23 protein-coding genes are annotated in these 20,235 nt (G+C 67.7%); 11 read left to right on the forward strand and 12 right to left on the reverse strand.

Going from position 1 to position 20,235, the window contains the following annotated elements; genetic code table 11:
• Nucleotides 1–85: 85 nt before the first annotated feature.
• The gene (locus ACE5CZ_RS04815; protein ID WP_374946202.1) at nucleotides 86–1,435 is read right to left on the reverse strand and encodes an ADP-ribosylglycohydrolase family protein; all 1,350 of its coding nucleotides are present in this window, start codon (nucleotides 1,433–1,435) and stop codon (nucleotides 86–88) included.
• Nucleotides 1,436–2,347: 912 nt separating this feature from the next.
• Between ACE5CZ_RS04815 and ACE5CZ_RS04820 the strand changes: the two genes are divergently transcribed.
• A complete protein-coding gene (locus tag ACE5CZ_RS04820) occupies nucleotides 2,348–3,136 on the forward strand; it encodes a DNA-formamidopyrimidine glycosylase family protein (protein WP_374946203.1) in 789 nt (262 codons plus the stop codon).
• 24 nt (nucleotides 3,137–3,160) lie between these two features.
• Complete coding sequence (locus tag ACE5CZ_RS04825) at nucleotides 3,161–3,439, forward strand: metal-sensitive transcriptional regulator (RefSeq protein ID WP_374946204.1); 279 nt, start codon at nucleotides 3,161–3,163, stop codon at nucleotides 3,437–3,439.
• Here the strand turns inward: ACE5CZ_RS04825 and ACE5CZ_RS04830 are convergent.
• The gene (locus ACE5CZ_RS04830) at nucleotides 3,434–3,808 is read right to left on the reverse strand and encodes an MmcQ/YjbR family DNA-binding protein (protein ID WP_374946205.1); all 375 of its coding nucleotides are present in this window, start codon (nucleotides 3,806–3,808) and stop codon (nucleotides 3,434–3,436) included. The two genes, ACE5CZ_RS04825 and ACE5CZ_RS04830, sit on opposite strands and share 6 nt — an antisense overlap.
• 58 nt (nucleotides 3,809–3,866) lie before the next feature.
• On the opposite strand from ACE5CZ_RS04830, the gene ACE5CZ_RS04835 reads away from it, so the two are divergent.
• Together ACE5CZ_RS04835 and ybaK are read left to right on the forward strand one after the other, a co-directional pair.
• Nucleotides 3,867–4,583, forward strand: a complete 717-nt coding sequence (locus ACE5CZ_RS04835; protein WP_374946206.1) for an alpha/beta hydrolase — start codon at nucleotides 3,867–3,869, stop codon at nucleotides 4,581–4,583.
• Nucleotides 4,584–4,593: 10 nt separating this feature from the next.
• On the forward strand, nucleotides 4,594–5,091 hold the full coding sequence (gene ybaK, locus ACE5CZ_RS04840; RefSeq protein ID WP_374946207.1) for a Cys-tRNA(Pro) deacylase: 498 nt from the start codon (nucleotides 4,594–4,596) through the stop codon (nucleotides 5,089–5,091).
• Nucleotides 5,092–5,164: 73 nt separating this feature from the next.
• On the opposite strand, the gene ACE5CZ_RS04845 is transcribed toward ybaK, so the two are convergent.
• Nucleotides 5,165–6,064, reverse strand: a complete 900-nt coding sequence (locus ACE5CZ_RS04845) for a hypothetical protein (RefSeq protein ID WP_374946208.1) — start codon at nucleotides 6,062–6,064, stop codon at nucleotides 5,165–5,167.
• Nucleotides 6,065–6,084: 20 nt separating this feature from the next.
• Entirely contained in the window at nucleotides 6,085–7,134 is a 1,050-nt protein-coding gene (locus ACE5CZ_RS04850) for a LysR family transcriptional regulator (protein ID WP_374946209.1), read from the reverse strand.
• A gap of 60 nt (nucleotides 7,135–7,194) precedes the next feature.
• On the opposite strand from ACE5CZ_RS04850, the gene ACE5CZ_RS04855 reads away from it, so the two are divergent.
• The gene (locus tag ACE5CZ_RS04855) at nucleotides 7,195–7,629 is read left to right on the forward strand and encodes a DUF5997 family protein (protein WP_374946210.1); all 435 of its coding nucleotides are present in this window, start codon (nucleotides 7,195–7,197) and stop codon (nucleotides 7,627–7,629) included.
• Between the two features lie 20 nt (nucleotides 7,630–7,649).
• Complete coding sequence (locus ACE5CZ_RS04860) at nucleotides 7,650–8,735, forward strand: VIT1/CCC1 transporter family protein (RefSeq protein ID WP_374946211.1); 1,086 nt, start codon at nucleotides 7,650–7,652, stop codon at nucleotides 8,733–8,735.
• A gap of 77 nt (nucleotides 8,736–8,812) precedes the next feature.
• Here ACE5CZ_RS04860 and ACE5CZ_RS04865 read toward each other — a convergent pair whose 3' ends face one another.
• The 5 genes from ACE5CZ_RS04865 to ACE5CZ_RS04885 form a co-directional block, all read right to left on the reverse strand.
• Complete coding sequence (locus ACE5CZ_RS04865; protein WP_200920326.1) at nucleotides 8,813–8,950, reverse strand: hypothetical protein; 138 nt, start codon at nucleotides 8,948–8,950, stop codon at nucleotides 8,813–8,815.
• A gap of 127 nt (nucleotides 8,951–9,077) precedes the next feature.
• On the reverse strand, nucleotides 9,078–9,962 hold the full coding sequence (locus tag ACE5CZ_RS04870) for a DMT family transporter (RefSeq protein ID WP_374946212.1): 885 nt from the start codon (nucleotides 9,960–9,962) through the stop codon (nucleotides 9,078–9,080).
• Nucleotides 9,959–11,626, reverse strand: coding sequence for an FAD-binding oxidoreductase (locus ACE5CZ_RS04875; RefSeq protein ID WP_374946213.1), 1,668 nt, complete (start codon nucleotides 11,624–11,626; stop codon nucleotides 9,959–9,961). Before ACE5CZ_RS04875 ends, ACE5CZ_RS04870 begins: the two co-directional genes overlap by 4 nt.
• Nucleotides 11,623–12,372: a lysophospholipid acyltransferase family protein gene (locus tag ACE5CZ_RS04880; RefSeq protein WP_374946214.1), complete on the reverse strand. Its 750-nt coding sequence runs from the start codon at nucleotides 12,370–12,372 to the stop codon at nucleotides 11,623–11,625. Before ACE5CZ_RS04880 ends, ACE5CZ_RS04875 begins: the two co-directional genes overlap by 4 nt.
• On the reverse strand, nucleotides 12,373–13,149 hold the full coding sequence (locus ACE5CZ_RS04885; protein WP_374946215.1) for an SDR family NAD(P)-dependent oxidoreductase: 777 nt from the start codon (nucleotides 13,147–13,149) through the stop codon (nucleotides 12,373–12,375).
• A gap of 71 nt (nucleotides 13,150–13,220) precedes the next feature.
• On the opposite strand from ACE5CZ_RS04885, the gene ACE5CZ_RS04890 reads away from it, so the two are divergent.
• Genes ACE5CZ_RS04890 through ACE5CZ_RS04900 form a run of 3 tightly spaced genes read left to right on the forward strand, consistent with a single transcriptional unit; the run spans nucleotide 13,221 to nucleotide 17,166 of the window.
• Complete coding sequence (locus tag ACE5CZ_RS04890) at nucleotides 13,221–14,039, forward strand: hypothetical protein (RefSeq protein WP_374946216.1); 819 nt, start codon at nucleotides 13,221–13,223, stop codon at nucleotides 14,037–14,039.
• A complete protein-coding gene (locus tag ACE5CZ_RS04895) occupies nucleotides 14,036–16,363 on the forward strand; it encodes an SDR family oxidoreductase (protein WP_374946217.1) in 2,328 nt (775 codons plus the stop codon). Before ACE5CZ_RS04890 ends, ACE5CZ_RS04895 begins: the two co-directional genes overlap by 4 nt.
• A 14-nt stretch (nucleotides 16,364–16,377) precedes the next feature.
• A complete protein-coding gene (locus ACE5CZ_RS04900; RefSeq protein ID WP_374946218.1) occupies nucleotides 16,378–17,166 on the forward strand; it encodes a ferritin-like domain-containing protein in 789 nt (262 codons plus the stop codon).
• 3 nt (nucleotides 17,167–17,169) lie between these two features.
• Here ACE5CZ_RS04900 and ACE5CZ_RS04905 read toward each other — a convergent pair whose 3' ends face one another.
• The gene (locus tag ACE5CZ_RS04905) at nucleotides 17,170–17,682 is read right to left on the reverse strand and encodes a hypothetical protein (protein ID WP_374946219.1); all 513 of its coding nucleotides are present in this window, start codon (nucleotides 17,680–17,682) and stop codon (nucleotides 17,170–17,172) included.
• A gap of 41 nt (nucleotides 17,683–17,723) precedes the next feature.
• Between ACE5CZ_RS04905 and ACE5CZ_RS04910 the strand changes: the two genes are divergently transcribed.
• Nucleotides 17,724–18,062, forward strand: coding sequence for a hypothetical protein (locus ACE5CZ_RS04910; protein WP_374946220.1), 339 nt, complete (start codon nucleotides 17,724–17,726; stop codon nucleotides 18,060–18,062).
• A 3-nt stretch (nucleotides 18,063–18,065) separates the two neighbouring features.
• Here the strand turns inward: ACE5CZ_RS04910 and ACE5CZ_RS04915 are convergent, their stop codons facing one another.
• On the reverse strand, nucleotides 18,066–18,650 hold the full coding sequence (locus ACE5CZ_RS04915; RefSeq protein ID WP_374946221.1) for a thermonuclease family protein: 585 nt from the start codon (nucleotides 18,648–18,650) through the stop codon (nucleotides 18,066–18,068).
• Between the two features lie 82 nt (nucleotides 18,651–18,732).
• Here ACE5CZ_RS04915 and ACE5CZ_RS04920 point away from each other — a divergent pair, with 82 nt between their 5' ends.
• A complete protein-coding gene (locus tag ACE5CZ_RS04920) occupies nucleotides 18,733–18,975 on the forward strand; it encodes a hypothetical protein (protein WP_374946222.1) in 243 nt (80 codons plus the stop codon).
• 9 nt (nucleotides 18,976–18,984) lie between these two features.
• Here the strand turns inward: ACE5CZ_RS04920 and ACE5CZ_RS04925 are convergent.
• A partial coding sequence (locus ACE5CZ_RS04925; RefSeq protein WP_374946223.1) for a glycoside hydrolase family 38 C-terminal domain-containing protein occupies nucleotides 18,985–20,235 on the reverse strand: 1,251 nt, incomplete at its 5' end.

The raw sequence follows: 20,235 nt of genomic DNA on the forward strand, positions 1-20,235 counted from the left end.
CAGGGGCCGCGCCATGCGCAGAGCGTAGACGACGAGGTCGGTGTTGGCGCTGCCCATCACGACGATCTCGCTCATGCGACGCCGATCACGCGCCGGCCTCAAACCGGTCGCGAAGCGCGACCGTGCGGCTGGCAAGGTCGGAGATCCGGGAGCCGTCGAAGCCGAAGAGCGCGGACCGGGTGCGGTCGTGCAGCGGTGCGATCAGGGTGTCCGGCAGCCCGCCGCGGCGGGCAAGGATGCCGGAGACCGAGCCCACGGTCGCGCCGTTGGAGTCGGTGTCCAGGCCCGACATGACGGTGCGGCCCACCGACGTGGTGAAATCGCCGTCGCCCCACAGGAGGCCGAGTGCGACCACTGCCGCGTTGTTGATCGTGTGGACCCAGGCGTACTGGCCGTATTCGTCGCCGATCCGGGCACGCGCGGTGAGCCAGTCGAGTCCGTCGTCTCGAAGTGCAAGTACGAAACGCACGGCTGCCGCGAGTCGCGAGCGTGGCGGAACGACGCCGAGAGACGTCTCGATCGCGGACCGGGCATCGGGCGCCGTGAACGCTGCGGACACGAGCGCCGCAGCCCACATTTCGCCGTAGACCCCATTGGCCGTGTGCGAAAGCGTCGCATCGCAGTAGGCGAGGCTCGCCGCCGCCCAGGGGTTGCCGGGCAGGACGTACCCGAACACATCGCCTCGAATTTGCGCGCCGATCCATTCCCGATACGGATTGCGCACCCGGGCTGTGTGCGGCGACCGCAGCCCGTTGACCAGGTTGATGTAGGCAGCGCGCTCGGCCGTGAACACCTGGCGCAGCGGCAGCATCTCGGTCCAGGCCTCGCCGACCTCGTGCGTGGTCAGCTGCGTGCCGTGCTTCTCGAGGAGATGCAGGGCCAGGATCGCGTAGTCGATGTCGTCGTCGCGTGCTGATCCGTCAACGCGGCCGCGCGTGCTGTGGGTCCAGCTCGCATTGAGCTCGAACTCCGCCGGCATCGGATCAAGGACTGGGAAGTAATCGGTGAGCGGATAGGCGTCGGCGCGACGAAGGTAGTCGGCGATGTGATCGACGGTCCAGTGATCGCCCCACTCGACCGGTTTGCCAAGGTTGCAGCCCGCGATGCGTCCGAGCCACGCGGCATCCACCCGGTCTGCATAGGTGCTCGAATCGACGCTCAGGGCCGTGGGCGGCCCGCCGACGAGCGACGCTTCGATGTCCGCTAGCGTCTCGGGTTCTTCCCATGGCCAATCGCGCCGCGCGGACTCGGACATGACGTCGACGAGCGCGAGAATGCCGTCGCGGTCGTCGGTGGCCAGCCGGTTCGCCGCAATTACGATGTCATCCACGTCGTAACCGCTCTCACGGCGTTGGGTCACCTCGTCGGCGAGAAGTGCTGTCAAGATCAGCGGATCGTGATCGGCCGGCTTGAACCTCGCGTCCAGGGCGGGCATAAGTGTCGCTCGTGCAGTCATTTCACACCTCGTTGTCGATCGCGTAACTAATAGGAGTGTACGACGAAGTGGTAAGGCCGGTAATTCCACACGGGCTATCAATGACGCGGCCGATGTAATCAAGACCGATTGCCTCCCTAGACGACGCATTCGGCTCTTCGAGCATCAGCTCTCTCCAATTTCTTGACCATGAAGGCCCACTCTGGCACTCCAGACCTGTCCTCGTGGTCAAACGTGCTCGAAATGCACTCCAGTTCGGCACTGCGCTAAATCGGGCTTGGCGGATGGCACTCGGCAGTCCTCGGGGATGTAAATCTGACCTTCAGATTTCAAACCGACGAGAAGGAACCGACGAGCACGAAACTACTCACGATCGAGGTGAACGGCTCCATCGCCAACGACATCGAGAGGATCGTCGGCCAGGACGTGACAGATCGCTGCGCCTGGGACAGCCTTGAGGTCGCGGTTCAGAACTGGCTTAAGCGGGGCCGACAACACCGGCGGCTACCAATCGTTTGACAACGGGCAGCCATTCGAGAACGGGCGCGAATGCGTCATCGACGTCTCCAGCGATCGCCAGCACGCCGAGCTCGGATCACCTCGACTATCGAGCGGTCGAGTTCGTGCCATCGCGAGGGGCAACTTCCGGCGCGAAAAATACGAGCGCACCTACTGTGCTCAAAGCATCGGCCCGTTGGGGGACGAAGCCGCCAACAAAACGGCGGCAACTGAGGGACGGTTCACAGAGAAAGGTTGTAGGGCGACGCGGTGGGGCCTGCCCCGGTGTCAAGGCACAGATTTTGCTCATTTTTGACAAGAAAAGATGCCGCTTGTCGTCGACTCAACCCTTATGGCGACAACCAAACGGTGGCGACGGAGGCCGTAGCGGCGCATCCGCGTAGTGTGGACGGCATGCCCGAGGGTGACACCGTCTATCGAACCGCCCGACACCTCGACCAGGCACTCGCCGGCGCGACCCTCACCCGCAGCGACTTCCGCGTTCCCCAGCTCGCCGAGCTCGACCTCTCGGGCAGGGTCGTCGAGGGCGTCGCCAGCGTGGGAAAGCACCTGCTCACCCGGGTCGGCGAGGTGAGCATCCACACCCACCTCAAAATGGAGGGATCGTGGCACCTCTATCGGCCGAAATCGACCTGGAAGCGCCCGGCTTACGCGGCGCGGATCGTGCTCGAGACGGCCGACTGGGTCGCCGTGGGCTTCGATCTGGGCACGGTCGAGGTCGTCGCCCGCACAGACGAGGAGTCGGTCGTCGGCTACCTGGGCCCCGACGTGCTCGATCCCGACTGGAACGACGCACTCGCCGCCGAGGCCGTGTTCCGCCTCGCGGCCCAGCCCGAGCGCGAGTCCCACGTCGCCCTGCTCGACCAGCGCAACCTCGCCGGCCTCGGAAACGTCTACGCCAACGAGTTGTGCTTTCTGCGGGGTGTTCTGCCCGCCAGGCCGATCGGCGAGGTGGCCGATCTGCCGGCCCTCGTGGCCCTCGGGCACCGCGTGATCCTGGCCAATCGCGACCGCACCGAGCGCTCCACCACCGGCGACCTCCGACCCGGTCGGCAGAGCTGGGTCTATCGCCGCGAGGGGCAGCCGTGCCGCCGGTGCGGCACGCGCATCCGATCGGGCCAGCTGGGCGCCGACCCGCTGTCGCTGCGCGATGTGTACTGGTGCCCGCGCTGTCAGCGCTGAGGCTCCGCGCGTATTCTTGGCCTCGTGATCGATGACATCAAGAAGCGCGCCCTGCACCGTACCCGCATCCTCGAGGGGCAGCTGCGCGGCCTCGAGAAGATGATCGAGAACGAAGATTACTGCGTCGATATCATCACCCAGTCGCTCGCCATCCAGAAGTCGCTCGGGTCGCTCAACAAGCTCATGGTCGAGAACCACCTCAAGACGCACGTGACCGAGATGTTCGACGAGGGCGGAGACACCCGCGACGGCGCCATCGACGAACTCGTGAAGATCTACGAGCTCAGCCGCAACCGGTCATGACCCGTCGAGTGCCTTCAGCTGTCGTTTGAGCGCGACCTGGCGATAGCTCTCGTCGACGAGCTCGCCCACGAGCGTCCAGTCGACCGCGGCCTCCAGGTCGATCGCCAGCCAGCCCGCGGGCCCGAAGTACGGGGGCACGAAGACCTCGTCTCTCTGAACCAACGCCGGATACTCGTCGGGGTCGGGCTTGAACACCATCGAATGAGGCCGCTTCATCGATGCGCCGACGGTCACGAAGATCTTCTTGCCGGCCCGGAACGTCGGCCGGCCCCACGCCAGCACCTCCGCGGCCTCCGGATAGGCCATGCAGAGCCCGCGCACGCGTTCGACGACGACATCGTCTTCGTCGAACAACCCCGGATGCTCCATTTCCCGAGCATATCTGCGGGCAGCAGGACTGACAACGGCATCCGGTATCGTCGACACGGTGACCGACTTCTCGCCCACCCAGCCCGTTATCGACGACCGGGCGGTGGTGTGGTCGATCCCCCGTGACGAGCTCGCCGCCCGCATTCCCGGCTCTCGACTGCTCGTCATCATGCACGGCTACGGTTCGCACGAGTCCGACCTGATCTCGCTCGCGCCGCATCTGCCCGCCGAGATCGTCTGCGCTTCGCTGCGCGCGCCGCTGATCGCACCGGCTCCGATCCAGAACGGCTTCGCCTGGTTCCAGGTGGGCGCGCCCGGCAATCCCGAGCCGAGCGCGGTGGATGCCGCGGCCCGCGGCGTGCTCGCCTGGCTCGACGGACTCACGTCGGCCTTCGGCGGACCCGCCGCCGTCTCGACGCTGGGCTTCTCCCAGGGCGGCGCGATGGCACTGCAGCTGCTGCGTCACGAACCCTCCCGCTTCGCCTCCACGATCAACCTGTCCGGCTTCTCGATCTCGGGCGACGCCCCGGCCGACGTCGAACTCGAGACGCTGCGGCCGCGCGTCTTCTGGGGTCGTGACGAGCGCGACCCGATCATTCCGCCCTCGGCCGTGGCCCGCACGGCGACGTGGCTCGAGGCGCACGCGACGACGGATGCGCGGCTCTACCCGGGCGCCGGGCACGGCATCACGGGCGACGAGATCGCCGATGCGCGGGAGTTCCTCGAGCAGACTCTGCAGTCCGCGCCCACGCCGAGCGGTGCGACCGGGCGCTAGTCGACGCACGATGGCCAAGAAGAATTCGACCGCCAGCCCCACGACGGCCGCGACCGTTGCCCTTACTCGCGCAGGCATCTCGTTCATCCCCCACGCATACGTCCACGACCCCGCGGTCGCCGATTTCGGCGCGGAGGCGGCCGACGCGCTGGGCATCGATCCCGCTCGCGTCTTCAAGACCCTGATGGTCGACACCGATGCGGGGCTCGGTATCGGCCTCGTTCCGGTGAGCGGCATGCTCGACCTGAAAGCGCTCGCCTCGACTCTCGGAGGCAAGCGCGCTGCGATGGCCGACCTCGCGGTGGCAGAACGCAAGAGCGGCTACGTCGTGGGCGGCATCAGTCCCTTCGGCCAGAAGACTCTCCTGCCTACGGTGCTCGACGACTCCGCGCTCGTCTTCGACACGATCCTCGTCTCGGGCGGCCGACGCGGCTTCGACATCGAGCTCGCGCCCGCCGCCGTTCTCGAGGCCACCGGCGGAAGGGCCGCGCGCATCCGGCGTCTCTGACGATCTTGTGCACCCACAGCGCATCCTCGTCGAATAGCGACGAGGTTCACTCCTGGGCGAACGAGTTGATGCGTCAGCGACCCAGCGAGTCGTCGCAAAGGCTGTCGTCGCCGAGCATGGCGACCCAGCGCGCGAGAAAGAGCGCCCCGGCCTCGTCGTGGATGAGTTCGCCGGCCGTCAGCACCGGGTATGCCGTCGCGGGGATGCCGTCGGCCGGCCGCACGTCGACGTGCGCCACGGTCTCGCCTTGCTCGTGCAGCCAGGTGGCCATGGCGTAGTCGCCGCGGGAGTCGCCCATGGTGCGCCACTCGAGGGGCATCTCGCCGGTTCCCGCGAGGAGCGCGAAGGCGCGCTCGGCACCGAAGTCCTTGCCGACACTCAGCGATTCGAAGTCGGTGGAGATGATCGACGGGTCGGCCCGGTACTGAACGGCGCCGGATGCGTCGGGATAGTCGACGTCACCGCGTCGCGCCCCGTAACCCCGTGCGTTGAGTAGGGCGATGGTCGACTCGTCGATCTCGAGCTGGCGCGCGAGGAAAGACTGCCTCGACACGTCGAGGCGCTGCTCGAAGGTGACCGTGGCTCGCTTGGTCTCGTCGTAGAAGACCAGGTCGGCGTAGTGCTCGGCCACCAGCGCGCGCACGTCGTCGGCGAATCCGTCGGGCGGAGTGAGCGAGTCGTCGATCGAGACCTCGCCCGCTCCCTGCGGCGTGATCTCGAACCAGGTGGCGCCCTTCTCGCAGATCGCGAACACCCGGGCGTGCTGTTGCAGACCTGCTGCGAGCAGCGGTTCGACGACCTCGCCAGCGATGAACGCATCCGATCGCCCGGTGTTGAAGATCACGGGCAGCCCTGCGTTCGCGAGCGCAGCCAGGTCACGACCGATCGACGGAACGGTGATCGACCGGGTCACGGGGCTGGCGATCGGCCCGTCGACGTCGAGGAGGAGTCCGAAGCGGGGAGAGGTGGTCACCGCTTCATTGTTCCGTACGATCAGCGGCCCTTCTTGCGGTAGCCGCCCGAGGGGCGCGGCTTGCGGGCGGTTCCGAGCGCGCGGGGCGTCTTCGCCGCGGCGCCCTTCGCTTTCTTGCCCGAGCCCGCACCTGCGCCCGTGCGCGGCTTCTTCGGCGCGGCCGCGCGCGCCTTCTCCTCGGGCGCGGAGGCCGTGGCCCGCGAGCTCGACGTGCGGCGACCGCGCACGATGCCGATGAACTCCTCGATGCGCTCGGTCGTCTCATCGGCGAGCCACACGATGGCGATCTGCGTCTCGGGCAGGTCGAGCACCGGCCGGGCGACCACGTCTTTTCGGGCGTGCAGCCTCGCCACCGAGTGGGGAAGCAGCGCGATGCCCGTTCCCGCGGCCACGAGGTCGATCGCGTCTTCGACGGACGCGGGCGCAGGGGCATCGACGCGGGTGCCCTCGAGCATCTCGGTGGCCCGCTCGGCCCATCCCTCGACATCCGTGGGATTCTGCACGAGATGCTCGTCGAGGAGCTCGTCGAGTCGCACCTCCTCGAGCAGCGACAACGGATTGTCCTTCGAGACGACGACCACGGGCACCTCGTCGTAGAGCCGGATGGCGCTGAGTCCGTCGCGCTCGATCGGCAGGCGCACGAACGCCACGTCGACAGCGTTCTCACGAACCCCGGAGACGCGCTGGTCTTCGGCGACGGGGCGAACCTCGAGCGGGATGTCGGGGTGACGCTCCGCCCACTCGGTGGTCCACTTCGTCACTGTGACGCCGGCAACGAACGAGAGCCGGAACGGCACCGGCTTCGCCGCCTCCGCGGCCTCGAGCGCGGCGCGCGCGTCGCCCGCCTCGATCAGCGCCGGAGCGTCCTCGAGAAGCCGGCGCCCGGCATCCGTGAGTACCGTGCCCGGCTGCTCGCGGTCGAACAACGCATAGCCGAGGGCGCCCTCGAGTTCGACGATCGCCTTGCTCAGCCGCGTGCGGGCGATGCCGAGCGATGCGGCGGCGCGCGCGAAATGCAACTCTGTGGCCACCGCCGTGTACCAGCGCAGGGTGGTCGGATCGATCTGCACGGAAGCTCCTCACGCCTCTGGGCCGGATTTCCGGCGCGGTCTCAGGCTACCCTTGGCATCATGACGCCCGCGAAGAGCCCCCAGACCATGAAGCCCGCGACGGCGGCCAAGAAGCTCGGGGTGCTGCTCGAAGCCACGCCCGACGAATTCCAGCAGGGCACGGTCACCCGCACAGAACTCGACGAACTGCTGTCGACTCCGCCCGAGTGGGTCGTGCAGCTGCGCCAGACCGGCCCGCACCCACGCCAGATCATCGCATCCAAGCTCGGCGTGACCATCTCGGGCCTGGCCCGAGGAGGCGTCACCGAGCCGCTGACGACCGCCGAGATCCACGACCTGCTGGCCAACCGACCCGAGTGGCTGGTGCGCGAGCGCGCCACCCAGGCCGAGGTGCGCCGCGAGGCGGTCCGTGTGAAGCAGCAGGGCGAAGACAAGGCGCGCAAGGCCGCGCATCTCGCGCGCCAGGAGAGCCAGCGCGCGGCAGCCGGCAACTGACCGCGACCGGTCGGACAGCTGTGACCGGCGACGTGAGGCAGCCACGCGCATCCGAGATTCGCCGCTGGCGCGGCTACCTCGCCGACGAACAGCTCGAGGCCGCCGTCTACCGCGATCTGGCGTCGAGGCGCACGGGCGAGGAGCGCGAGATCCTGCTCGCGTTGGCTGAGGCCGAGGCCCGGCACGAGGCGCACTGGCGCGCCCTGCTCGGCGAGCACGTCGGGCCCACGAGACGGGGCGCGCTGCGCACGCGCGCGCTCGGCTTTCTCGCCCGTCGCTTCGGCTCTGTGTTCGTGCTCGCGCTGGCGCAGCGCGCCGAGTCCCGCTCGCCCTACGACACCGATTCGGATGCGACGCCCGCCATGGCCGCAGACGAGCGCATCCACGAGGAGGTCGTCCGCGGACTCGCCACACGGGGGCGCATGCGGCTGAGCGGAACGTTCCGCGCGGCCGTGTTCGGCGCCAATGACGGGCTCGTCTCCAACCTGGCCCTGGTGATCGGAATCTCGGCGAGCGGCGTGGGCACCCCCGTGGTGCTGCTCACCGGCATCGCGGGCCTTCTCGCCGGGGCACTCTCCATGGGAGCCGGCGAATACGTCTCGGTGCGATCGCAACGAGAACTGCTCGAGTCGTCGACACCAGACCCCGACGCACGAACGGCACTGGCCGACCTCGACGTCGACGAGAACGAGCTCGCCCTCGTCTACCGGGCACGCGGAATGAGCGAGGAAGACGCCGACGCCCACGCCTCAGAGGTGCTTCATAACCACGATCTGGCCCTCACAGCCGACCCCGCGGTGCACGCCGGAAGCGACGAGCACGAGTCCGTCGGCACGGGAATGAGCGCCGCGCTGTCGAGCTTCTGCTTCTTCGCATCCGGCGCGATCATCCCGGTGCTGCCCTACCTGTTCGGCCTGTCGGGGCCCGCGGCCCTCGTCGTGGCCGCCGCGCTCGTGGGCCTCAGCCTCCTCGGCACGGGCGCGGTAGTCGGCATCCTGTCTGGTGCATCGCCGCTGAAACGCGGACTTCGCCAGCTCGCCATCGGATTCGGTGCGGCGCTGGTCACCTACCTGCTCGGCCTGCTCTTCGGCACGACCGGGCTCTAGCCCGGAGAAGCTTGAGGCGGCAGCACGAAGAACGCCCCGCACGTGACGAACACGTGCGGGGCGTTCTCGCAGCGGGACTACTTCTTCTTGACGTTCGTGACCGCGTCGGTCGAGTGGTTCACGGAACCGCTCTTGGTCTTCTTGTCGGCGCGCTTCTCTTTGAGGCTGCGTGCGGCCGGCTTGGCAACAGCTTTTCGTGCGGATTTCTCGCCCATGATGTACTCCCTCGTTCCGAGAGCCCGGCTGACTCCGTACCTGTGACCCTAACCCAGCTGCGGAAGTACCGACATCATGGTGGACACTTCGGCGGCGACCTTGCGGAGCAGGATGCACCGGCCCGGCTCAGACCACGTCGGCACGAGCCACGGGAGTAGAGCCCGGCCGCGCGCTGCGCACGGCCCCGATACTCGCGGTCACGACGAGAGCGATCGCGATCACGCCGACGATCGAGACGTGCTGGGCCAGCAGCACGACCCCGGCGAGGGCCGCGATCGCGGGTGCGAGGCTCATGAGAATGGCGAAACTCGACGACGGGATGCGCCTCAGCGCGAACAGCTCGAGGGCGTACGGAATCGTCGACGACAGCACGGCAACGGCCGCGCCCAGAAGCAGGATGTCGGGGCGCACGATGGCCGCGCCCGCGGCGGCGAGCCCCAGCGGAAGTGTCAGAACGGCGCCGACGGCCATGGCCAGCGCAAGCCCGTCGAGCCGCTCGAAGCGGCTGCCGGTTCGCGACGAGAGCAGGATGTAGCCGGCCCAGCTCGCTCCCGCGCCCGCGGCGAACAGCACGCCCACGGGGTCGAGCTCACCGAAGCTGCCCTGCCCGAGCAGAAAGACGCCGACGAACGCGAGCACTGCCCACAGCCAGCTGGATGCGCGTCGGCTCGTGGCGACCGAGAGCACGAGCGGCCCGAGCACCTCGATGGTCACGGCCGCACCGAGCGGGATGGGCGCGAGCGCTTCGTAGAACAGCCCGTTCATGACCGCGAGGGCCGCGCCGAACAGCACCACCGTCATCCAGTCGCCGCGGCTGCGGCCGCGAACCGAAGGCCGAGCGATGGCGAGCAGGATGAGGGCGGAGAAGGTGAGTCGCAGCGCCACCATGCCGAGCGCGCCCACGCTCGGAAAGAGCAGCACGGCGAAAGCCGCGCCGACCTCCTGGCACACGAGCCCCGCGACGACGAGCCCCGCCGCACCGACCGGGCCGCCGAGACGGGCCGAACTCATTCGTCGAGCAGTACCTTGCCCGGATTGAAATGGCGACCGGGGTCGACCGCACCGAACAGGCCGCGCATGATCGTGACGCCCTCGGTCGAGATGTCCTGTTCCATCCACGGCGCGTGCTCGAGGCCCACACCGTGGTGGTGCGACAGCGTTCCGCCCGAGTCGATGAAGGCCTGCTGGATCGCGCCCTTGACCACGTCGTAGTGGGCGATCGCGTCGCCCGAGTCGAGGTAGGCGAACGTGAAGTAGAGGCAGGCGCCCGAATGGTACGAGTGCGAGAGATGGGCCATGATCCACCCCTTCACGCCGATCTCGTCGAAGGCGCGGTTGGCGCTGGCGATCACGTTGCGGTAGAGCTCGGGCAGCTTGGCCCAGGGCGCTGCCGTCTCGGAGACATCGGCGGATCCGCCCCAGTCGAGAAACCAGTCGCGGATGTACGGGGTGTCGAACTTCTTCTGGTCGTAGAGCACGCCGGGGCCTTTGCCCACGCTGACGCCGCCGTGCTTCTTGACGATGCCGGCGATGATCTTCTGGTTGCGCGCGACGAGTTCTGTGCCGCCCTCGTTGCCTATGAACGACAGGCACATCTTGTCGGTGTCCCAGCCCTTCGACTTGAGAAAGACGCCGAGTCCCTTGGTGACCAGCGACGAGATGCCCTTGCTCGCCTTGCTGGTGGCGAACGAGAACATCGTCTCGTTGCCGTCGGAGACGCGGGTGATCGACGGGGTCGCGTCGCTCTCGGAGATGGCCTGGAGGGCTGCGAGGCCGGCGTCCCAGGTGGGGTACAGGTAGGCGAGGATCTCGCGCTTCTCAGGAATGCGGTGCACCTGCACGGTGACCTCGGTGATGACCCCGAGGCGACCCTCGCTGCCGAGAATCATCTCGCGCACACTGGGGCCGGTCGACGTGCTGGGAAGGGCGTTGAGAACGAGCACTCCCTCGGGGCGCACGACGCGCAGACCGCGGGCGATGTCGGCGATGTCGCCGTACTTGTCGCTCTGCATGCCCGACGACCGGGTCGCGACCCACCCGCCGACGGTCGAGTGGGTGAAGCTGTCGGGAAAGTGCCCGATGGTCCATCCGGCGGCTTCGAGCTCGGCCTCGAGGTCGGGGCCCTGTGCGCCCGCCTGGATGCGCGCCAGATTCGAATCCGTGTCGATCTCGATCACGCGGTTCAGGCGCCCGAGGTCGAGCGACACGACGGTGCGCTCTTCGTCGGCCAGCGGCTCGAGACTGCCGGCGATGTTGCTGCCGCCACCGAACGGAATGATGACGGCGTCTGCGGCGACCGAGGCCGTGACGATGGCCTGCACCTCGGCCTCGTCGGCCGGGTAGATCACCACGTCGGGGGTGCGCGGAAACGCGCCGACGCGAACGCGGATCAGGTCGCGAAGGCTCTTACCGAAGGTGTGCACGACCCGGGCGAGGTCGCCCGCCTCGACGTGGCCTTCTCCGACGATGCCAGTGAGTTCGGCGATGAACTCGGCAGACGCGCGGCTGGCGGGAACGTCGATGTCCTCGAACTCCGGCGGGGTGCCCTTGGTCTTGGTGAGATCGAGGTCGAGGGCCATCTTGACGAACGGCGCGAATCCCGGCTTGTTCTCGTGGTGGAACGCGACGCCGTCGACGCCCCAGCCCCACCATTTCATGTGCTTGACATCGCTCATTCGAGGGCTCCTCTTGATCGGGGGGACTGGCCAAGGATAGTGGCCGAGTGAAGGTCGCGCAGGCGCAGGATCTCTTGTTTGGTGCGCTCGGCGAAGTGGCCCGGAGTCTCTCCGGCGACGGCCTTCAGCGGTTCGCCGAAGACCACGCCGACCGGGTAGCGGCCCCGTCGGGGCCAGTTCGCGCCGCGGGGGTGGGCGACGTGGGCGCCGATGAGGGCCATCGGAACTGTGGGAACATCGCACGATGCCGCGAGCGCCGCTGCGCCGGGCTTGAAGGCGCCGAGTTCGCCGTCTTTCGATCGGGTCCCCTCGGGAAAGATGAGAATCGGGATGCCCCGGGACAGCAATGATCGAGCGCTCATCGATTTGGCCTTCGACTCCATGCGCTTGACCGGGAAGGCGTTGAAAAACAATGCGGTGAGCCCGCGTCGCCACCACACGGCGAAGAAGTAGTCGGCCGCGGCTCCCGTGGCGAGGTAGCGCGCGAGGCGGCGCGGCAGTGAGCCCACGATCAGCGGCGCATCCAGATGGCTGGAGTGGTTGGCGACGACGACGAACCCGCCGGACAAATCTGTGAGCTTTTCGCGGCCGATCACTGTAACGCGGGTGAGCGACCAGATGAGGGGCTTGAGCATTCCCCGCTGCACGACGAATCGGGCGGCCGCAACGCCGGGCGAGTTGAAGCGGTCGCGCCCGCCGGCGCCGTCGCCGGCACGCCCTCGAGGGGCGGGTTCTTCTGCAGCCATCTAGGTGACCGGCTTCTTTCGACTCGATGAAATCGACCCGGAGACCGCGCGAATCGCACTCCTCGGTGCGTGGCGAGCCAACCAGATGAGGGTTTGGTACCGAACAGTCGGTATGGAGATCACCCTGCCCCTCTCGACGTCGCGCAAGCATGCCGTGACAAGTTGTTCGGCGTCGAGCCACAGAAAGTTTGGAATGCTCGACGCCTTGATGCCGGCGCGCTCGTGAAATTCGGTGTGCACCCAGCCCGGGCAGAGCGCCGTGACACCGATCCCGGTGCCGCGCAGCTCGACGGCCAGGCCCTCGGTGAACGACGTGACCCAGGCCTTCAATGCCGAGTACGCACCCATCGTCACGAAGCCGGCCGTGCTCGAGACGTTCACGATCTTTCCCGACCCGCGCGGCAGCATCCCCCGCGCTGCGGCGCCCGACAGCACGAGCACGGCGCGGCACATCACCTCGAATGCCTGATCGTGGGCCGAGACGTCGGCGTCGATCAACGAGGTGTGCACGCCGAACCCGGCATTGTTCACGAGCATGTCGATCGGCCTCGACGGGTCTTCGAGCCGCTCGGCGACCGTCGCCACGTCACTGCGATCGGCGAGGTCGGCCGGCAGGATCTCGACGGCACGACCGAGCGCGCGGAGCTCCTCGGCCATCTCCTCCAGACGCGGAACGCTCCGGGCGACGAGAACGAGGTCATATCCCTGCGCGGCGAGGGACCGGGAGAACGCAGCACCGATGCCAGACGTTCCTCCCGTAACGAGAGCTACAGCCATGGGGTTAGGTTAGTCTGCTCTTCACGGCGTCGTTTACGCACGCGGGTTTTCGACCAGTCGGCAGGGCTTTCATGACATCTACAGACGCAGCTTCGAGTGCGCGGTTCGACGTGCGAGCGTTCGCCAGCACGGCCCGCGGAAATCTTCGACCCGAGCTCGAACTCGAAGGCTACGAGGGCGCGCAGCTCTCGGCCGATGCCGTGCACCTGCTGCGCTATCTCGGCCGCCTCGAGAGCGCCACGATGGAGCAGTTGCGTAATCTTCTGGTGACCGCCACCCACAAAGACGCCCGCGTCACCGCGTTTCTCGTCACGTGGGCGTTCGAGAAGTTCTGGATCGCCGACGCGATCGACCAGATTCTCATCGCCAATGGCAGCACCGGCGCGCAGGTCGGCGACGAGGGCCCGCCTCGTTCCGACCGTGCCGAGTCCGCCGAGCGCCGGGGGCCGATCCGTCGAGCGATCCAGGCCATGGGGCAGGGCGTTCCGCTCACCGGCGTGCACGTGACGGCCGGCCTGATCGACGAATGGGTGATGGCCACGGCATACGAACGATTGGATGCCGTCGCCGGCCACCCGACGCTCAGCGCGACGATCGCGACAATTCGTGAGATCAAGCGCCGGCACGAGGCCTTCTTCGCCGAGGAGTCGCAGCGTCGCCTCGCCTCCTCGCCCAAGACCGTTCGGCAGGCCGCGGGCCAGCTCGCGCATGCCGCCTGGCCCATCGGTGCGGTCGACCGCTCCCACGCAGACCGCACCTTCTTCGAACAGACCGTCTTCGGCGGTGCCGACGGACTCCAGCGCGCAACCTCGATCGGAAACAGAGTGGCAGAACTTCCCGGCCTGACCCCGCAGACAGGCGACGCCGTCGCCCGAAAGCTGCGATCGTGAGCGGCGCGGGTGTCGACGACGCCGTGACCGAGGCACTGGAGTCGTGGACCGCGTCCTCCGGCCTCGGAGACGCACATGTCTTCATCACCGGGGGCACCGGTTTCGTCGGCCAGGCGATCGTCGAGCGCCTGCTCTCGTCGCATCCGGGCACCACGATCTCGCTGCTCATCCGCACGAAGGGCAGCACCACGGCCGACGACCGGCTGCGCACCCTGCTGCGCAAGCCCGTCTTCGGTCCATGGCGCGAGCGCGTCGGAGAGGCCGAAGTCGAGCGCGCCGTGCGCGATCGGCTCCGAGTGATCGAGGGCGACCTCGGCACCGTGCCCGCACTGCCCGCCGATCTCGACGTCGTGATCCACAGCGCATCCACCGTGTCGTTCGACCCGCCCATCGACCAGGCCTTCGAGACCAACCTCGGCGGGGCCATCGCCCTGTACACCGCGCTGACGGAGTCGGGCAGCGACCCGCACGTCGTGCATGTCTCCACGGCCTACGTCGGCGGACTGCGCAAAGGCATCGTGCCCGAAGGGCGCCTCACGCACGAGGTCGACTGGCGCGCAGAGCTCACGGCTGCGCGGGATGCGCGGGTGCGGGTTGAGATGGCGTCGCGCCAACCCGAGACCCTCCGCACCTTCATGACGGATGCCCGCGCCGTGCACGGCAAGGAAGGCCCGCAGGCCGTCGCGACCGCGGCAGAGACCGGACGCGTCGACTGGGTGCGCGAGCGCCTCGTCGACTACGGGCGGAGCCGTGCCCAGAGCCTCGGCTGGACCGATGTCTACACGCTCACCAAATCGTTCGCAGAACGCGCCGCCGAAGAGCTCTGGCGAGAGACCGGCCATCGACTCTCGATCGTGCGCCCCGCCATCATCGAGAGCGCGCTCCGCCACCCGTATCCCGGCTGGATCGACGGATTCAAGGTCGCCGACCCACTGGTGCTCGCGTACGCCCGAGGCAACCTCACGCAGTTTCCCGCCTTGCCTGACACCGTGCTCGACGTGATTCCCGTCGACTACGTCGTCAACGTCATCCTCGCCGTCGCGGCGAACCCGACGCCGGCCGATGCCGAGATCGATTCGGCGTATTACCACGCGAGTTCCGGCGCCAGAAATCCGCTTCCGATCCACCGCATGTTCACGAACATGAACGAGTTCTTCACGGCCACTCCCCTGCCGCACGAGAGCGACGGGCATATCGAGGTTCCGTACTGGACCTTTCCGGGAACGCGCAAGGTCGATCGCGTTCTGCGAAACCAGGAGGTCTGGAACGGCCGGCTCGAGAGGGCGCTCGAACGGCTTCCCTCGACCGAGCGCACCCGGGTGCACGTCAAGAAGGTTCTCAAACAGCGCGACGACCTCGAGAGCCTGCGCACCTTTGTCGAGCTCTACCGCGCCTATGTGCAGACAGAGATCATTTTCGACGACCGCAACACCCGGGCGCTGCACGCTGCGCTGCCCGCAGAGCTGCGTGACGACATCGGATTCGACGTGACCGCCATCGACTGGGAGGACTACCTGCAGAAGGTGCACTTTCCGTCGATCACGGCTCTCACCCGGGCATTCGCCCTGCGCCCGGCCGCGTCGGAACGGGTCGTGAAGGCGCTTCCGGAACGCCGCGACGTTCTGGCCGTCTTCGACTTCGAGGGCACCGTCGTCGACTCCAACATCGTCGAGCAGTATCTCTGGGTGCGTTCCGCCGGATTCCGCAAGGCGGCGTGGCCGGGCGAGGTCGCGAGCCTGCTCACCTCTCTGCCGGGCTATCTCAGGGCCGAGCACCGCGACCGCGGCGAGTTCATCCGCGCCTTCCTGCGCCGCTACAGCGGCATGCCCGCGAAGCGACTCGAGAAGGTCGTGTCGGGCGGTTACCGCGAGACGCTCCTGCGGCATACGATGCCGTCGGCGATCGCCCGCATCGAAGAGCACCGAGCCGCCGGGCATCGCACCGTTCTCGTCACCGGTTCTATCGGAATCCTGGCGTCACCGCTTGCCGCACTCTTCGACGATGTCGTCGCCGGATCGATGCATGAACGCGACGGCATACTCACCGGCTATCTCGCCCAGCCGCCCCTGGTCGACGAGGCGCGGGCGGCCTGGCTGCGCCGCTACGCCGAGACCCACGGCTGCGATCTGTCGAAGTCTTACGGCTACGGCGACAGCCATTCCGACCTGGTTTGGCTGCAGCTCGTCGGCAATCCCACGGCGATCAACCCCGACACCAATCTCTCCCGCGAGGCGCTCCGAAGAAGATGGAGCATCCACAACTGGAAACGCGGTGCACGCGGCGCTGCCGCGCTGCCGCAATTCGCGAAGGGAACCGGAGAGTAAACTCTCCTTACACCATGGCATTCGACGTAGACAAATACACCGCGACCTCGGTGAGCGTGAACTGGGACGACCTCGACCTCGAGCGATTCCGCGAACACCCTCTGCCCGAACGGTCCCTGCGCACCCTGCGGTATATGGCCGATGTCGAATATCACACGGTCTGCTACACCCGCGACCTGCTCACCACGCCTTCACACAAAGAGGCCGAGATGGGCGCGTTCATGACCATGTGGAACCGCGAGGAGTTCTGGCACGGCGAGGCACTCGCGACGGTTCTCGGCATCCACGGGATCCACGTCGACTTCGACGAGCTCAAGGCCAAGCGGCTCAAGCTCGGCTGGCGCGACAAGCTCGACCCCATCAAGCAGTCCGTCATCGGCAAGGTCGTGGGCGCAGACTTCGTCGCCGTGCACATGGCGTGGGGTGCCGCCAACGAGTGGTCGGCGATCACCGCCTACAACCGCATGGCCGCACTCGAAGAAGACCCGGTGCTCGCCGAGCTGCTCAAGCGCATCGCCAAGCAAGAGGCGCGCCACGTCGCCTTCTACACCTCGCAGGCTCGCGAGCGTCTGGCCAAGAGCACCAAGGCGCAGAAATTCGCCCGCTTCGCCCTGAGCAACTTCTGGGCACCCGTCGGCTCGAGCATCATGGAGAAGAACGAGGTCAAGCACGTGATGGGCCACCTCATGGGCGGCGTGGAGGGTCGCAAGGCCGCGCGCAAGATCGACGCCGCCATCAGCGGACTGCCGGGTCTCGAGGGCCTGACGATCGTCGACGACTCCCTCAACGCGCTGGGCGTCTAGAACTCAGTCGATCGTGAGTACGCTGACCCGGTCGGCGAGGTAGCGGTCGAGCGTCGCGACGCCTCGCCCCGCACTGGTGCGATCCCAGTGCACGACCACCAGGCCATCCTGAACCTCCAACGGGCCCGACCCGGCATGCAGGCTCTCGTCGTCGAGTGACAACGCAACGAAGCGGTGGTTCACGACCTCGCCCTCGGCGAATCTGCCGCGCGCCGCAGCCCGACGGTCGTCGCGCCTGGCCTCCGCCTCGGCCGAGCGGTTGGTGACCGCGCGCAACGGTTCGATGGCGCGCGTCACGTCTCCCGTGGCGTAGACGCCGCCCGATCGATCGACCAGCAGCACGCCGAGCCTCCACGCCCTGCCCGCCGGTCTGATTATCGGCGCGGTCTTGAACACGGAGAATCCGCGCGGTTCGCGCAGGATTCCCAGTGCTTCGTCGTGCACACCCTGGGTCTCCAACGATTCGATGGCGCCGGCCACCAGGCGACGCACCTGCTCAGAGGGGCTTTCTTTCATTGCAGCAGACTACGACGAAGCGAAGGCCCTACGATGGCATCGTGACTGTGGCATTCTGGATCTGCGCACTCGTGACCTTCGCGAGCGCGGCGGTGAGTCTGGGATACTCGCTCGTCGCCGTTCGTCAGAGCAGGGCAGACGCGCGAACCGCATCGCTCTACGCCGCCGCACGCAGCGTCTCTCTCGTCGTCGTCGCCGTCGTCGCCCCGTTCACCGGGGCCCTGCCTTTCGTAGCGGCCATCGCCATCGCGATGATCGTCGTGCAGGCGATCGACGCCGGCATCGGCGTGGCGATTCGCGACAGGGTCAAGACGTTCGGGCCCGCGCTCACCGCTGCGGCAAATCTCGCTGCCCTCCTGTGGATGCTCGGCTCGAGGTAGCCCTCACCGCGCGCAGGCTCCCCAGAGACCGACCCCGGCGGCTTCGGCCTCGCGCTCGGCATCGTCGTACTCGCTCTGCCGCTGATGCCCGCCGCGGTACGCCTCGGCGTAGCCGTCGCGCAGCAGCAGGAGGTTGACCGATTCGCCCGGCCCGTCGGCCGTGAATTCGTAGATGTAGCGCAGCAGCCGCCCGTAGCGGTCGGTATCGCCCTGCGCGGGGTCGGCTTCGAGATAGACGGTCATTCCGTCTGTCAACAGCTCGGTGAGAAAGCCGGATGCCTCCGGCCCGAAGCACCCGACCGGACGATCGGGGTCGACCGACTCCGGAGCATCCACCCCGACCAGGCGAACCGTCTCTGAATTCGACGAGCCCCGCCTCGTGACCACGATCGTGTCGCCGTCGACCACACGGTCGACTGTGGCTATCTCGAGGCCGTCGACGTTCGTCGCGAGCACGACGTGACCGCCGCCTCTCGACCCGTCGCTGAAAGACGCGGAGGCGAACGAGGCGAGCGCAACGATGACGAGTGCGACCGCAGCGGCTCCCAGCCAGAGTGCGGTCGAGGGTCGAGACGGTTTTCGGGGCATCAGCCGATTATGTCGGCTGACTCCGCCCGGTCAGATATGATTAGGGTACTAAGCATTTCGGCACTACCCCGGTGAGGACGACTTGACCAGGCATGCGCGCACGCCCAATCCGATGAACCCGTTCGATGGCAAGCCCGGGTTCATCAACAACCTGAACCGCGTCGTGTACTCATTCACCGGCCCGGCGCACATAGGCATCGGCCGCCAGGAGGACCCGTACGTCGCCCCGGCGGATCCGCACTGCCCGCTGTGCGGCACATCGATGGCGCTGCATACGATCGATCGCACGAAAGAGCGCACGCAGCTGCACTGCCCCACCGCATAGGCGCGTGGATCAGCCCCTGGCGATACCGAAGCGCAGCGTCGCCAGTTGGAACGGGCGCAATGAGAACGACACAGCTGCGCCGTCGACCGACAGTGCCGGCTGCGCACCGGATGCGGTAACCCGCTCGAGCAGGTCCGTCGCCGCCACCTCACCGAAGTCGAACCTGGCGTCGAGCGTGGCCGTGCTGCGCTGACCGAGCGACTCGTACAGCCGAACTACGACGTCGCCGCTGCGATCCTCGGCCAGTTTGACCGTCTCGATGACGACGCCCGGGTTGTCCAGGGCGAAGAGCGCAGCTACCTGGTCCACGCCCGCTTCGGCGATGTGGCGCTCATCGAGGTTGATCCGGTACCCGGCCTCGACGGCCTCTCGAATTCCGGCACCGGCCAGAACGCCGACTCGAAGAGTGTGATGGCCCTGGTCTTGGTTCGGGTCGGGGAACAGGGCCGCTCGCACGATCGAGAGCCGCGCCAGGGTGAAGGCCCCGCCGCCCGCTCTCTCCTTGCGCGCGACGTCGTAACCATAGGTCGAGTCGTTCACGATGGCGACTCCGAATTCCGGCTCCCCCGCGTGGATCCAGCGATGCGCGCTGGTCTCATGGCGCGCGACGTCCCACGAGGTGTTGGTGTGGGTGGGCCGCTCGTAAACCCCGAACTGGGTCTCCGCGACCGTACGCTCGGCCCGCACGTCCAGCGGGAAGGCCACCTTGAGGAACTTCTCCGTCTCGTGCCAGTCGACCGACTGCTCGATCAGCACCTCGTGGGCTCCGGGCGCCAAGCTGAGCACCTGGCGGAGCGAGGACGCCGAGAACGACCGCTCGATCTCGATCCGGGCGATGCCGTCGGCGCCGACCGTGGGGGTCAGCGCGTCGAGCTCGACCAAGTCGACCACCCGGTTGCGATAGAAGCGGTCCACGTCCCAGGCGTCCCACTGGTTGGGGATGTCCCGGTGCAGCTGCAGGCGCAGTCCCCGGTCACCGGGGGCGATGGCGTCCCGACCGCTGGCGGCGTCCACCAGGGAGGTCAGCTGCCCTGCGCCGTCGACCACGACGCGTACCACCCCGTTGTCCAACCGGTAGCAGGTGCGGCCCTGCTCGGTCAGCTCCTCCGCCCGGACCTCACCCGCAGCCGGTGCGGCCGGGCCGATGCCCAGGGCGGCCACGCCGTCGCGGACGTGCGGCGCCGCGTTCGGCACCAGGTCCTGCTCGCCCGGACCGACCAGCGCCGCGACCGCAGCCTCGACCAGCCGTTCCGCCCGAGC

It is taken from the genome of Agreia sp., from assembly GCF_964263775.1.
GTDB lineage: Bacteria > Actinomycetota > Actinomycetes > Actinomycetales > Microbacteriaceae > Agreia.

Excerpts from the sequence above, each read along its gene's own strand:
- ACE5CZ_RS04875 (WP_374946213.1), bottom strand. The coding sequence starts at position 11,626 with ATGAGCGATGTCAAGCACATGAAATGGTGGGGCTGGGGCGTCGACGGC.
- ACE5CZ_RS04900 (WP_374946218.1), top strand. The coding sequence starts at position 16,378 with ATGGCATTCGACGTAGACAAATACACCGCGACCTCGGTGAGCGTGAAC.
- ACE5CZ_RS04820 (WP_374946203.1), top strand. The coding sequence starts at position 2,348 with ATGCCCGAGGGTGACACCGTCTATCGAACCGCCCGACACCTCGACCAG.
- ACE5CZ_RS04915 (WP_374946221.1), bottom strand. The coding sequence starts at position 18,650 with ATGCCCCGAAAACCGTCTCGACCCTCGACCGCACTCTGGCTGGGAGCC.
- ACE5CZ_RS04890 (WP_374946216.1), top strand. The coding sequence starts at position 13,221 with ATGACATCTACAGACGCAGCTTCGAGTGCGCGGTTCGACGTGCGAGCG.
- ACE5CZ_RS04870 (WP_374946212.1), bottom strand. The coding sequence starts at position 9,962 with ATGAGTTCGGCCCGTCTCGGCGGCCCGGTCGGTGCGGCGGGGCTCGTC.
- ACE5CZ_RS04855 (WP_374946210.1), top strand. The coding sequence starts at position 7,195 with ATGACGCCCGCGAAGAGCCCCCAGACCATGAAGCCCGCGACGGCGGCC.
- ACE5CZ_RS04830 (WP_374946205.1), bottom strand. The coding sequence starts at position 3,808 with ATGGAGCATCCGGGGTTGTTCGACGAAGACGATGTCGTCGTCGAACGC.
- ybaK (WP_374946207.1), top strand. The coding sequence starts at position 4,594 with ATGGCCAAGAAGAATTCGACCGCCAGCCCCACGACGGCCGCGACCGTT.
- ACE5CZ_RS04865 (WP_200920326.1), bottom strand. The coding sequence starts at position 8,950 with ATGGGCGAGAAATCCGCACGAAAAGCTGTTGCCAAGCCGGCCGCACGC.
- ACE5CZ_RS04905 (WP_374946219.1), bottom strand. The coding sequence starts at position 17,682 with ATGAAAGAAAGCCCCTCTGAGCAGGTGCGTCGCCTGGTGGCCGGCGCC.
- ACE5CZ_RS04880 (WP_374946214.1), bottom strand. The coding sequence starts at position 12,372 with ATGGCTGCAGAAGAACCCGCCCCTCGAGGGCGTGCCGGCGACGGCGCC.
- ACE5CZ_RS04885 (WP_374946215.1), bottom strand. The coding sequence starts at position 13,149 with ATGGCTGTAGCTCTCGTTACGGGAGGAACGTCTGGCATCGGTGCTGCG.
- ACE5CZ_RS04815 (WP_374946202.1), bottom strand. The coding sequence starts at position 1,435 with ATGCCCGCCCTGGACGCGAGGTTCAAGCCGGCCGATCACGATCCGCTG.